Below are 12,644 nucleotides of genomic sequence, written 5' to 3'. Positions count from 1 at the left end.
GCATCGGCTTTTCCGGCCCGCGCAATCGACTCGCCGGGCGTGCGCCGGCCGGGGAGTGTTACGGAGTGTGTGATCGCGCACATACGGCCTCCCTGCGCCAAACTTGCGAGGCTGACATGGCACAACATCACCTGTCAAAATATTTACAGGTGGCGGTGGATGATTGATTCGTGCAGAATGAATTCCGTTGGACACTCGCATACCGGCAGTGCTGTGGTCGTTGGGGAAGACGTACCAAAGCAACTGGAGGATGGCATGTCTGAGGCAATGACCAGGGGCGTACTTTTCGTGCACTCGGCCCCTACTGCGTTGTGCCCTCATATCGAGTGGGCGATCGGGTCCGTGGTCGACCAGCGGACGGACCTTAAGTGGACGCTCCAGCCTGCCGCGCCCGGAATGTACCGGGCGGAGATCGGCTGGGCCGGCGTTCCGGGCACCGGCGCCAAATTGGCGTCGGCGCTGCGGGGCTGGGCGCACCTGCGCTATGAGGTCACCGAGGAAGCCAGCCGGGGCGTGGACGGCAGCCGCTGGTCCCACACGCCCGAGCTGGGCATTTTCCATGCCACCACGGACAGCGCCGGGAACATCGTCGTGACCGAGGACCGCATCCGCTACGCCTACGAGCAGGGCGCCGGGGACCCGGCCGTGCTCTACCAGGAGCTCTCCCTGGCGCTCGGGGAAGCGTGGGACGAGGAACTCGAGCCGTTTCGTCACGCTGCCGACGGAGCGCCGGTCCGCTGGCTGCACCAGGTCGGCTAAGTATCGCGTCGGCTAGCAGTTACCGGGCCAGCCACCGCCTCGGCTGGGCCGATCCGGCCCTCCCGGGCGCGGCCCCAAGGCTCCGGCCCCGTCCTCCAGCGGGCCGCAGCCCCGGCAGCCGCTTCCCGACGCCCACCACCGCCGGACGCAGCAGGCGCCGGGACCGCATCGCGGTCCCGGCGCCTGCTGCGCATCCCGGGGGCCGGTCAGTCGGCCAGGAACGCCAGGAGGGCGGTGTTGAACTGGTCGGGGTGGGACACGTTGAGGCCGTGGGGCGCGCCGGGAACGACGACGAGCTCGCTTCGGGACAGGGCGTCGTGGGTGCGTTGGCCCGATCCCTCGAAGGGCACGGTTCCGTCGGAGTCGCCGTGGAGGACGAGCGCGGGAACGGTGATGTGCCCTAGGTCGTCCCTGAAGTCGGTGGATCCGAAGGAAGCCATGCATTCGAGGGCGGCGAGCTTGTGGGCCTCGCGGCACAGGTCGATCGCTTCCTGCCGTTGCTCCTCGGTCACGCACAGCTCGTCGCCGGCGGAGAAGAACTTCGTCGTGAAGCCGTCGTAGAACATTTCCCGGTTGGCGGTGAGTTGGGCAGCCATGGCCGCGGCTTCCGTCTTGGACAGCGGCCCCTCGGGGTTGTCCCCGGTGCGGAGCATGTAGGGCGGGACGGCGGCGGCGAAGACGACGCTGCGCAACCGGTCCTGCCCGTGCAGGGCAACGTACCGGACGACTTCGCCGCCTCCCATCGAGAACCCGACCAAGGCGGTCTCCCTTAGGTCAAGCGCTTCGAGGAGGGCGGCAAGGTCGCCGGCCAAGGCGTCGTAGCCGTAGGGGTGCTGGGGTTCGGATTCCCCGAAGCCCCGGCGGTCATAGGTGATCACGCGGTGCCCGGCCGCGGAGAGCGGCCCGACCTGGTCCTTCCAGGCCTTGCCGTTGAGCGGCCAGCCGTGGATCAGGACCACCGGACGTCCGGTCCCTCCGGTGTCCTCGTAGTGCAGTTCGTTGTCGTTGGCTCCCGTAACGGTTCCCATGGGTGTGCTCCATCCTTTGCGCAATCGGATCGTTTGGCATTTGTTCCGCGGGAGGATGCCGGCAGGGGCGCCCCTCCCGGGCGGCGTCACGGCTTGAGGAGCACCTTGGTGTACCCGTCGATGCGCTTGTCGAACTTGTCGTAGGCCTCGACCGCCTCGTCGAGGCCCACCTGGTGGGAGACGATCCAGGAGGGGGCGCTCTTGCCGCGGATGATCAGGTCGCGCAGCTCGCGGTTGTACTTCTTCACCGGACACTGACCGCCGGCGATGCTGATGCCCTTGGTGAAAGCCTCGCCGTAGTTGAAGGCCACCCGGCCCTCCTTGGCCAGGTCGTTGGCGGCGCCGGGGTCCTCGGGGACGTAGACCCCCACGACGCCGATGTGGCCGGTGGCGCGCACGACCTTCACGAGGTTGTCCAGGACCATTTCGGGGTGCTCCTGGCCGGTATGGTCGTGGGCCTGGTAGCCGACGGCCTCGATCCCGCAGTCGGCGCCGAACCCGTCGGTGCCCTCGAGGATCGCCTCGGTGGGATCGGTGTCGGCGAAGTTGATGGCGGTGGCCCCGATCTCGGTGGCCAGGGCCAGCCGGTCGGGCTCCTTGTCCACGACGAAGACCTGCGCGGCACCCTTGAGGAAGGCGCTGTGGGCCGCCATCAGTCCCACGGGACCGGCGCCGAACACCGCGACGGACTTGCCCGGGGTCACCAGCGCCATCTCGGCGCCGTGGTAGCCGGTGGGCAGGATGTCGGAGAGCATCGTGAAGTCGTTCTCGTGCTCGGTGCCCTGCGGCAGTTCGAGGAGGTTGAAGTCTGCCCAGGGCACGCGCAGCAGTTCCGCCTGGCCGCCCCAGTAGGGCCCCATCTTCGGGTAGCCGTATCCAGCCCCGGGCTGCCCGGAGGGGTTGGCGCGCAGGCAGGCCGAGGTGTAGCCGTTGTTGCAGTTGCGGCACGTGCCGCAGGCCAGGTTGAACGGGACCGAGACCCGGTCGCCGACCTTGATGCGGTTGACCGCGGAGCCGACCTCCTCGACGATGCCCATGTTCTCGTGGCCCAGGACCATGCCGGCGTCCAGCTCGGCGCGGCCCTCGTACGGGTGCAGGTCCGACCCGCAGATGTTCGCGGTGGTGATGCCGATGACCGCGTCGAGCGGGCCCTCGATCCGCGGATCGGCAACCTCCTCGATGGCCAGTTCGAAGGGTGCCTTGAAAACTACTGCCTTCATCTGTCTCTCCTTCAGTTCATCGTCGGCTGAGCCGGCTCGATTTCTCTTTCGGGGAGGACGCTTGAAGCGGCCCATCGTTCCAACCTACGCAGACCCGGGGGTGCCTGTACAGGCGGGCCAAAGGGCGGTGCCGCCGGCGGCGACAGCGACCGCACCAGCGTGGATGCCGGCCTCCGGGCCCGGGGTTAAAGGCCGAACGGCCGCTGCAACCCCCAAAAGGCTGGGGTATTGCAACGGCCGTTCGAACCCGGGTGTTGGCCCGGGCGGAGGCCGGGCCTAGACGCTGCGGATCGCGACGACGGCGTTGTGGCCGCCGAAGCCGAAGGAGTTGTTCAGCGCCACGATCGGGCCCTTCGGCAGGTCACGGGGGGTGCCCGTCACGACGTCGAGCGGGATCTCCGGATCCTGGTTGTCCAGGTTGATGGTGACCGGCGCACGGCGCTCGTACACCGCCAGCACGGTCAGCACGGACTCCACGGCACCGGAGGCGCCCAGAAGGTGGCCCATCTGGGACTTCGTGGCGGAGACCGGGACGTTGTCCACGTGCTTGCCGAGGGCGGCGCGCAGCGCGGTGTACTCGGGCCTGTCGCCGACCGGGGTCGAGGTTGCATGCGCGTTGACGTGGGCCACGTCCTCCGGCTGGATGCGGCCGTCGAACATGGCCCCCTTCAGCGCACGGGTGGCGCCCAGGCCCTCCGGGTCCGGGGCCGTGATGTGGTAGGCGTCGGCGGTGACGGAGGTGCCGGCCAGCTCGGCGTAGATGCGGGCGCCGCGGGCCAGTGCGTGCTCCTCCGCCTCGAGCACCAGGGCTCCGGCGCCTTCGCCCATCACGAAGCCGTCGCGGTCGGTGTCGTACGGGCGGGAGGCGCGCTCCGGATCGTCGTTACGGCGGGAGAGGGCCTGCATGGCGGCGAAGGCGGCGATCGGCATCGGGTGGATGGCGGCCTCGGCGCCGCCGCACATCACGACGTCGGCCTTGCCGGCGCGGATCAGTTCAAGACCGACGTTCAGGGCCTCGGTTCCGGAGGCGCAGGCGGAGACGGGGGTATGGGCGCCGGCGCGGGCGCCAAGGTCCATGCTGACCGCGGCCGCCGGGCCGTTGGGCATGAGCATCGGCACGGTCATCGGCAGGACGCGGCGCGGGCCCTTTTCCTTGAGGGTGTCCCAGGCGCTCAGCAGGGTCCACACTCCGCCGATGCCGGTGGCGAAGGCCACCGCGAGGCGGTCGTGGTCCATCTCTTCGATCCCGGAGTCCTTCCAGGCCTCGCGGGAGGCAACCACGGCGAACTGGGTGGACGGGTCCATGCGCTTCATCTCGACGCGGGAGAGGACCTCGGAGGCGGGGGTGGAGGCCCGGGCCGCAAAGGTGACGGGCAGGTCGTACTCCTTCACCCAGTCGTCGGTCAGCGTGCGGGCACCGGAAACGCCCTTGAGCGCATTGGCCCACAGCGTGGGCACGTCCCCGCCGATCGGCGTGGTGGCGCCAAGGCCGGTGATTACAACTTTGCGGGCCATAGGAAACTCTCTGTGCTGGGTCGGAGTGGGTCGTCCCGACGCCGTCGGGCGGGTGCGGGCGGGGCGGCCCTGCTGCTGCGGGGCCGCCCCGGTGGATCCAGCGGATCCTGCGCGTCCTTCACGGACGCGCGAGCCTTGGGCCGAGGACTAGGCCTGGGCCGCGGCGATGAAGCTGACGGCGTCGCCGACGGTCTTGAGGTTCTTGATCTCCTCGTCGGGGATCTTGACGTCGAACTTCTCTTCGGCGTTGACGACGATCGTCATCATGGAGATGGAGTCGATGTCCAGGTCGTCGGTGAAGGACTTGTCCAGCTCGACGGCCTCCGGGGCCAGGCCGGTCTCTTCGTTGACGATCTCGGCCAGGCCGGTCAGGATTTCTTCGTTGCTAGCCATGGTGGCTCCTTTTCGGTTGGGCCGGGCAGGGCCCGACGTTTTTTCACACCGCCGCGGCGGTCTGGTTGGTGGTGGTGTTTTTCCCCGTACCAGCCTAGGGCAGGACAACGACCTGCGCGCCGAAGACGAGGCCCGCGCCGAAACCGATCTGCAGGGCCAGGCCGCCGGAGAGCTCCGGCTGCTCCTTGAGCAGGCGGTGCATCGCCAGCGGGACGGAGGCGGAGGAGGTGTTGCCGGCGTCGGCGATGTCGCGGGCGATCGCCACGGATTCCGGAAGCTTCAGCTGCTTGGCCAGTTCGTCGATGATGCGCATGTTCGCCTGGTGCGGGATGAACGCGGACAGGTCGTCGGCGGTGATGCCGGCGGCGTCCAGGGTGCGCTTGGCGACCTTGGCCATCTCCCACACGGCCCAGCGGAACACGGTCTGCCCGTCCTGGCGCAGGGTCGGCCACAGCTTGGCCTCGGTGCCGGCCACGAGCGCCTCGCCGGTGGGCGCCTCCTCGGCCTGCAGGGCGACGTCGCGCAGGTCCAGCAGCGAGTGGGTCATGCTGATGGTGCCCCACTTGGTGCCGTCGGAGCCCCAGACGGAGGGGCCGATGCCGGGGGTGTCGGAGGGGCCGATCACCACGGCGCCGGCGCCGTCGCCGAGCAGGAAGGAGATGGTGCGCTCATGGTTGTCGATGTAGTCGGAGAGCTTCTCCGAGCCCACGACCAGCACGTAGTCGGCCGCTCCGGAACGGACCAGCGCGTCGCCCTGGGCCACGCCGTAGCAGTAGCCCGCGCACGCTGCGGAGATGTCGAACGCCGGGGCCGGGGTGGCGCCGAGGCGCCCGGCCAGGTCGGCGGCGGCGGACGGGGTCGCGTAGGGGGAGGTCACGGTGGCCACGATGACCGCGCCCAGCTGGGAGGCCTCGATGCCGGCGTTGGCCAGGGCCTCGCGCGCGGCTTCCTCGGCCATGTCGACCACGGAGGTGTCGGCGTCCGCGCGGTGGCGGGTGATGATGCCGGTGCGCTGGCGGATCCACTCGTCGGAGGAGTCGATCCACTGGCAGACGTCCTCGTTGGTGACGATGACGCCCGGGCGGGAGGCTCCCACGCCCAGGATGCGGGTGTATTCGCGCAGGGGCTTCTGCGCCAGGACGGCAGTCACGTTAGTTCTGTTCCTCTCGAAGGACGGTGGTGTGTTCGGCGACGAAGGCGCGCGCGGCGTCCAGGTCCTCCGGGGACTTCAGGGCCAGCGTGTCGACGCCCTTGAGGCCGCGCTTGGCCAGGCCCACCAGGGTACCGGCCGGGGGCAGCTCCAGGATGCCGGTCACGCCCAGGTCGGCCAGGCGCTGCATGCACAGGTCCCAGCGCACCGGGCGGGAGACCTGCGCGACCAGGCTGGCGAGGTTCGCGTCGCCGGAGGCGACGGGGGCGCCGTCGTGGTTGCTCAGCAGCACGACGGCGGGATCGGCCGGGTGCAGCGACGGCACCAGGTCCTCGAGCACGCCCACGGCCGGGGCCATGTGGTGGGTGTGGAACGCGCCGGCGACCTTCAGCGGGATGACGCGGGCCTTGGCCGGGGGAGCGGCGGTGAACGCTGCGATCTCCTCCAGCGTGCCGGCGGCGACGGTCTGCCCGGCCCCGTTGGCGTTCGCGGCGGTCAGGCCGGCGGCGGCGATCGCTGCCGCGACCTCGTCCGGGTCACCGCCCAGGACGGCGGCCATGCCGGTGGGCACGTCGGCGGCGGCCGCGGCCATGGCGTTGGCGCGTTCACGGACGAACACCATCGCGTCGCCCTCGGGCAGGGCGCCGGCCAGGGCGCTGGCGGTGATTTCGCCGACCGAGTGCCCGGCGAGCACGGCGCCGGACGGGACGTCGTCACCAAACAGGGCGCGGGCGGCCACCAGGCCGGCGGCGACGATCAGCGGCTGGGCGACCGCGGTGTCCTTGATGGTCTCCTCGTCGGAGACGGTCCCGTGCTCCACGAGGTCGCGTCCGGTCAGCTCGGAGAGTGTGGCGAGGTGGCCGGCGACGCCGGGGACCTCAAGCCATGGGGTCAGGAAGCCGGGGGTCTGGGATCCCTGGCCTGGGCACACGATTGCTAGCACTATTCCACCTTTTCAAACGAGGCAGGCCAACCTCGGTGTCCCGGGGCACCAACCTCCACTGACGTCGTTGTAGGAATCCTACAACTCTTTGTCGGCATCGAGGCGACCGACCACGAGCGCGGTCTGCAGCACGAACGCCTCTCGCGGGATGAGCGGATCCCACCCGGTGACGTCGCAGACGCGCTTGAGCCGGTAGCGCACGGTGTTGGCGTGGACGAACAGTTCGCGCGCCGTTCCCTCCAGCGAATGCCCCAGCGTCAGGTAGCTCGCGAGGGTCTCCACCAGGCCGTTGCCGGCCTTCTCGAGCGGCCGGTAGATGTTGTTCACCAGCGAGGAGCGGGCGGCGTCGTCGCCGTCCATCACCCGCTCGGGCCACAGGTCGTCGGCGGCGACGGGACGCGGCGCCTGCGGCCAGGCGCGGGCGGCGGCGATGCCGGCGAAGGCGGCGTGCGCCGAGGCGGCGGCGTCGCGCAGGGTCGGCGCCGGCGGGCCGTACACCACCGGGCCCGGGCCGAAGAACTCGCTGAGCCGGGTATAGACAGACTCCGACTCGGAGTCCTCCATGCCGCCGAGCATCAGGATCAGGCGGTCGCCCTGGATTCCGACCAGGCAGTCCTTGGTGTGCCGCACGGCGGCCCGGCGCAGGTCTCCCACGAATCCGGCGCCGGCGACCTCCGGCGCGGTGCCCACCATGACCCGGATGTCCGTCTGGGATTTCCAGCCCACGGCCGCGATGCGCGAGCGCAGCGCGTCGGGGCTTTCCCCGCGCAGCACCGCGTCCACCACCAGCGCCTCCAGCCGGCTGTCCCAGGCCCCGCGGGACTCCGCGGCGCGCGCGTAGACGTCCGCGGCGGCGAACGCGACCTCGCGGGAGTAGCGCAGCACCGCCTCGCGCAGCTGCTGGTGCTCGGACTCCGGGACGATGTCCGGGACCTGGCTCTCGACGACCTCGACGATGGTCCGGATCAGCTGCAGGGCCTTCTGCAGGCTGATGGAGCGCGTCAGCTCGCTGGGCGCGGCGCCGAAGACGTCGTTGAGCACCCACTGCGGGGACTGCGGCCGCTCGTACCAGGAGACGAAGGAGGAAATGCCCTTCTGCGCCACCAGCCCCAGGGCCGCGCGCTCCTCCGGTCGCAGGCCGCGGTACCAGGGCAGCGACTGGTCCAGGTGCTTGAGGGCGACGGTGGAGAGCACCCCGAGGTGGTTCTTCAGCCGGGCGAGCGTTTCCGGGCTGGCCTTGGGTTGCCGGGCCGGCCGGATGCGGGGCCCCTGCGTGCCGGGTCGATCTTCGCTCATGGAAAGAGGATACGCGCCCCGGTTGCGTGGCTCCATTTTGTGTGAAGGCTACAAAACGACGACGGCGGGACCCTTCCGTGGGAAGGGTCCCGCCGCCGTCGTGGTGCGGTCCTTGGCGGGTCCGAAAGGCGCCGCTAGGCGCTGCCACCCTCCGTGTTGCCGGAGGTGCCGGCGTTCACGTTGTCCAGCTGGTACTTCTCGAACGCGCGGGCCGGGGCATCGGCGTCGACCTCGCCGCGGCGGGCGAGCATCTGCAGCGCGCGCACCACGACCGAGTGGGAGTCGATCTTGAAGAACCGCCGGGCGGCGGCGCGGGTGTCGGAGAAGCCGAACCCGTCGGCGCCGAGCGTGGCGAACTCGTTCGGAACGAACTGGCGGATCTGGTCCGGAACGGCCTTCATGAAGTCGCTCACCGCCACCACCGGACCGGTGGCGCCGGCCAGCTGCTTGGTCACGAACGGCACGCGGGCCTCGGCGCCCGGGTTCAGGAACGCCTCCTCCTCGGCGGCCAGGCCGTCGCGGCGCAGCTCGTTCCAGCTGGTCACGGACCAGACGTCGGCGGAGACGCCCCACTCGTCGGCGAGGATCTGCTGGGCCTCGAGGGCCCACGGGACCGACACGCCGGAAGCGAGCAGCTGGGTGCGCGGGCCGTCGACCTTGGCCGGGGACAGCAGGTAGATGCCGCCGAGCACGCCTTCGACGTCCAGCTCCTCCGGCTCGGCCGGCTGCACGATCGGCTCGTTGTACACGGTGATGTAGTACATGACGTTCGGGTCTTCGTGCTTGCCGCCGTACATGCGCTCCAGGCCGGCCTTCATGATGTGGCCGATCTCGTAGCCGAAGGCCGGATCGTAGGTCACCACGGCCGGGTTGGTGGAGGCCAACAGCGGGGAGTGCCCGTCGGCGTGCTGCAGGCCCTCGCCGGTGAGCGTGGTGCGGCCGGCCGTGGCGCCGATGATGAAGCCGCGCGCCATCTGGTCCCCGGCGGCCCAGAAGGAGTCGCCGGTGCGCTGGAAGCCGAACATCGAGTAGAAGATGTAGATCGGGATCAGCGGCTCGCCGTGGGTGGCGTAGGCTGTGCCCGCGGCGGTGAACGCGGAGGTCGATCCGGCCTCGTTGATGCCCGCGTGCAGGATCTGCCCGGTCGGGGACTCCTTGTACGCGAGGACCAGGTCGCGGTCCACGGACAGGTAGTTCTGGCCCTTGGGGTTGTAGATCTTCGCCGTCGGGAAGAACGAGTCCATGCCGAAGGTGCGGGCCTCGTCCGGGATGACCGGAACGATGCGCTTGCCGAACTCCTTGTCCCGCATGAGGTCCTTGAGCAGGCGCACGAAGGCCATGGTGGTGGCGGCCTGCTGCTTGCCGGACCCGCGCTTGGCGACCTCGTAGGCCTTCTCCCCGGGCAGTTCCAGCTGGACGTGCTTCTCGCGGCGCTCGGGGACGAAGCCGCCGAGCGCGGAACGGCGCTCCATCATGTACTGGATCTCCGCCGCGTCCTGGCCCGGGTGGTAGTACGGCGGACGGTACGGGTTGGCCTCGAGCTGCTCGTCCGTGATCGGGATGCGCAGGTGGTCGCGGAAGGCCTTGAGGTCATCCAGCGTGAGCTTCTTCATCTGGTGGGTCGCGTTGCGGCCCTCGAAGTGCGGGCCCAGGCCGTAGCCCTTGACGGTGTGCGCCAGGACGACCGTCGGCTTGCCGTTGGCCTCGGTGGCGGCCTTGTAGGCGGCGTAGACCTTGTGGTAGTCGTGTCCGCCGCGCTTGAGGTTCCAGATCTCCTGGTCCGTCAGGTCGGCGACCATTTCCTTGGTCTCCGGGGTCTTGCCGAAGAAGTGCTCGCGCACGAATCCGCCGGACTCCGCCTTGTAGGTCTGGTAGTCGCCGTCCGGGGTCTGGTTCATGACGTCGACCAGCGTGCCGTTGGTGTCCTTCTCGAGCAGGGCGTCCCACTCGCGGCCCCAGACGACCTTGATGACGTTCCAGCCGGCGCCGCGGAAGAACGCTTCCAGCTCCTGCATGATCTTGCCGTTGCCGCGCACCGGACCGTCGAGGCGCTGCAGGTTGCAGTTGATGACGAAGGTCAGGTTGTCCAGCTTCTCGTTCGCGGCCAGCTGGAGCAGGCCGCGCGATTCGGGCTCGTCCATTTCGCCGTCGCCGAGGAAGGCCCAGGTGTGCTGCTCGGAGGTGTCCTTGATGCCGCGGTTGTGCAGGTAGCGGTCCGACTGCGCCTGGTAGATGGCGTTCATCGGGCCCAGGCCCATGGACACGGTGGGGTGCTCCCAGAACTCCGGCATGGAACGCGGGTGCGGGTAGGAGGGCAGCGCGTGGCCTTCCTTGGACTTCTCCTGGCGGAAGCCGTCCAGGTCCTCCTCGGAGAGGCGGCCTTCCATGAAGGCGCGGGCGTACATGCCGGGGGAGGCGTGGCCCTGGAAGAAGACGTGGTCGCCGCCGCCCGGGTGGTCCTTGCCGCGGAAGAAGTGGTTCTGGCCGACCTCGTACAGGGTGGCCGCACCGGCGAAGGTGGAGATGTGGCCGCCGACGCCGATCGACGGATCCTGGGCGCGGTGCACCATGACCGCTGCGTTCCAGCGCATGTAGGCGCGGTAGCGGCGCTCGTATTCCTCGTTGCCCGGGAACTGCGGCTCCTGGTCGACGGGGATGGTGTTCACGTAGTCCGTGGTGGTCACCATCGGCACGCCGACGCTCTTCGCCCCGGCGCGCTGGAGCAGCGAGCGGACGATGAACTGGGCACGTTCTGTTCCCTGGGTTTCCACCAGGTCATCGAAGGACTCGATCCATTCGGCGGTCTCTTCGGGGTCGCGGTCCGGCAGTTGGCTGGTCAAGCCGCTCCGGATGTGGGAAATGTGTTCCTCTTCAGCCACGTCCAACTTCTCCTCGTTACGGGTACAGCGGGGGTTCGCGTCACGTCCGGGCTCGGCCGGACGAAGCGTGCGGCAGCGGCCGCTATGGGTGGCCGGTGCCGTCGGGTAGACGGTCCTGACCTTCGAACCCACTGTAGTGCTCCGACCTGCGGGATGCGTATTTGCTAAGCGCCCTTGCCGCGCGGACGCGTTGCACGCATGCGACGGGGCCGCCCCGCCGTGACCTCCCGCGGCGTGTCACGCGGGGCCGCGCTTGATGGAGAGGGCAAAAGGGTGTTGGCTTGGACCCAGATCAATACACCAGCAGGAGGAGTGACGTGAGTGACGCCGGAGCGGCAACCACCGGGGCCGCGGCCAAGATGGGTTTTAAGGACGGGAACCTTGTGCAGGAGCTCGGATACGACGACGACGTCGATTTCGACCTGCGGGAGGAAGTTGAGGATGCCATCGGTGGCGAGCTGCTGACGGAGGAGGACCACGACGTCGTCGAATCGGTCCTGCTGTGGTGGCGCGACGGCGACGGCGACCTCGTGGACGGGCTGGTCGACGCCCTGACCAGCCTCCAGGAGGGCGGCATCGTGTGGCTGTTGACCCCCAAGTCGGGCCGGGACGGCTACGTGCCCCCGATGGAGATCCAGGAGGCCGCGCCGACCGCCGGCCTGCACGTCACCAAGACCGAGGGCGTGTCCCGCGACTGGGCGGCCTCCCGGCTGGTGGCCCGCCGCAAGAACTAGGCGTGGCCCCCGCGCCGCGGGCCGGTTTGCCGGCGCCGCGGCCCCCTGAGGGGCCACGGTACGACGCCGGTCCCACCGAGGGCGCGGCCACGGCGCCTTCGGCGCGCCCAGGACCTGGCGGCCCCGTGCCGGGGTTCCTGCTGGAGAACCAATACGGTGAACGCCTCGGCTCGGCTCCGGAGGGTGGGCTGGGGGAGCGGGACTACTTCCTGGTCTTCTTTCCGTTCGCCTTCTCCCGGGTCTGCACCGGGGAACTGGAGGCGCTCGAGGCGTTGCGCCCCGAACTGCAGTCCCGCGGGGTACGGATCCTCGCCGTGTCCGTTGACCACAAGTACGCGCTGCGGGCCTACGCCCAGGAACTCGGCCTTGGGTTCGACCTGCTCGCCGACTTTTGGCCGCATGGGGCCGTGGCCACCGCTTTCGGGTGTTTCGACGCCGTGCGCGGCATGGCCACCCGCTCCACGTTCCTGGTTTCGGGGGGACGGGTGGCCGCCCACTTCGCCAGCCCCGTGGGGCAGGGACGGGACCCGGAGGACTACCGGGCCGCCGTCGACAGCCTGCGGGCGGGCTCCGGCGAGGGGGCCGGCGCGCCGGATTAGGCGCGTGGCCCGCGGCCCGGTAGGCTGGGACGCCGCAGGGGCCTTTAGCTCAGCTGGTAGAGCGCCACGTTTACACCGTGGATGTCATCGGTTCGATCCCGGTAGGGCCCACTGAATAAAAAACCCCG

At 69.7% G+C, this 12,644-nt stretch carries 11 protein-coding genes and 1 tRNA gene; 4 read left to right on the top strand and 8 right to left on the bottom strand.

Features of this window, described 5'->3' with window-relative positions; genetic code table 11:
• The first annotated feature begins 255 nt into the window (after positions 1-255).
• Positions 256-759 carry a DUF3145 domain-containing protein gene (locus tag ABD912_RS02700; RefSeq protein WP_345148287.1) on the top strand — a complete coding sequence of 168 codons (504 nt, stop codon included), beginning with the start codon at positions 256-258 and terminating at the stop codon, positions 757-759.
• Positions 760-965: 206 nt separating this feature from the next.
• On the opposite strand, the gene ABD912_RS02695 is transcribed toward ABD912_RS02700, so the two are convergent.
• The 8 genes from ABD912_RS02695 to aceE all read right to left on the bottom strand — a co-directional run bounded on the left by ABD912_RS02695 (position 966) and on the right by aceE (position 11,183).
• Complete coding sequence (locus tag ABD912_RS02695; RefSeq protein ID WP_345148286.1) at positions 966-1,787, bottom strand: alpha/beta fold hydrolase; 822 nt, start codon at positions 1,785-1,787, stop codon at positions 966-968.
• 86 nt (positions 1,788-1,873) lie between these two features.
• Entirely contained in the window at positions 1,874-3,007 is a 1,134-nt protein-coding gene (locus tag ABD912_RS02690; RefSeq protein ID WP_345148285.1) for a glutathione-independent formaldehyde dehydrogenase, read from the bottom strand.
• Positions 3,008-3,283: 276 nt separating this feature from the next.
• Positions 3,284-4,522 carry a beta-ketoacyl-ACP synthase II gene (gene fabF, locus ABD912_RS02685; RefSeq protein ID WP_345148284.1) on the bottom strand — a complete coding sequence of 413 codons (1,239 nt, stop codon included), beginning with the start codon at positions 4,520-4,522 and terminating at the stop codon, positions 3,284-3,286.
• A 147-nt stretch (positions 4,523-4,669) separates the two neighbouring features.
• Positions 4,670-4,915: an acyl carrier protein gene (locus ABD912_RS02680; protein ID WP_345148283.1), complete on the bottom strand. Its 246-nt coding sequence runs from the start codon at positions 4,913-4,915 to the stop codon at positions 4,670-4,672.
• Between the two features lie 94 nt (positions 4,916-5,009).
• Positions 5,010-6,065: a beta-ketoacyl-ACP synthase III gene (locus ABD912_RS02675; protein ID WP_345148282.1), complete on the bottom strand. Its 1,056-nt coding sequence runs from the start codon at positions 6,063-6,065 to the stop codon at positions 5,010-5,012.
• Position 6,066: 1 nt separating this feature from the next.
• Positions 6,067-7,008 carry an ACP S-malonyltransferase gene (locus tag ABD912_RS02670; protein WP_345148281.1) on the bottom strand — a complete coding sequence of 314 codons (942 nt, stop codon included), beginning with the start codon at positions 7,006-7,008 and terminating at the stop codon, positions 6,067-6,069.
• A gap of 78 nt (positions 7,009-7,086) precedes the next feature.
• Entirely contained in the window at positions 7,087-8,304 is a 1,218-nt protein-coding gene (locus ABD912_RS02665) for a PucR family transcriptional regulator (RefSeq protein WP_345148279.1), read from the bottom strand.
• Positions 8,305-8,438: 134 nt separating this feature from the next.
• Positions 8,439-11,183, bottom strand: a complete 2,745-nt coding sequence (aceE, locus tag ABD912_RS02660; RefSeq protein WP_345148278.1) for a pyruvate dehydrogenase (acetyl-transferring), homodimeric type — start codon at positions 11,181-11,183, stop codon at positions 8,439-8,441.
• A 317-nt stretch (positions 11,184-11,500) separates the two neighbouring features.
• On the opposite strand from aceE, the gene ABD912_RS02655 reads away from it, so the two are divergent.
• The 3 genes from ABD912_RS02655 (at position 11,501) to ABD912_RS02645 (ending at position 12,627) form a co-directional block, all read left to right on the top strand.
• On the top strand, positions 11,501-11,917 hold the full coding sequence (locus ABD912_RS02655) for a DUF3052 domain-containing protein (protein ID WP_345148276.1): 417 nt from the start codon (positions 11,501-11,503) through the stop codon (positions 11,915-11,917).
• 125 nt (positions 11,918-12,042) lie between these two features.
• Positions 12,043-12,516 carry a redoxin domain-containing protein gene (locus ABD912_RS02650; RefSeq protein WP_345148274.1) on the top strand — a complete coding sequence of 158 codons (474 nt, stop codon included), beginning with the start codon at positions 12,043-12,045 and terminating at the stop codon, positions 12,514-12,516.
• A 38-nt stretch (positions 12,517-12,554) separates the two neighbouring features.
• Positions 12,555-12,627 (top strand) — tRNA-Val (locus ABD912_RS02645).
• The last annotated feature ends 17 nt before the right edge of the window (positions 12,628-12,644 follow it).

This window comes from Arthrobacter ginkgonis (assembly GCF_039540195.1).
GTDB classification, from domain to species: Bacteria; Actinomycetota; Actinomycetes; order Actinomycetales; family Micrococcaceae; genus Zafaria; species Zafaria ginkgonis.
The sequence above is the reverse complement of the archived record's forward strand: the minus strand, read 5'-3'. Positions and strand labels throughout refer to the sequence as shown.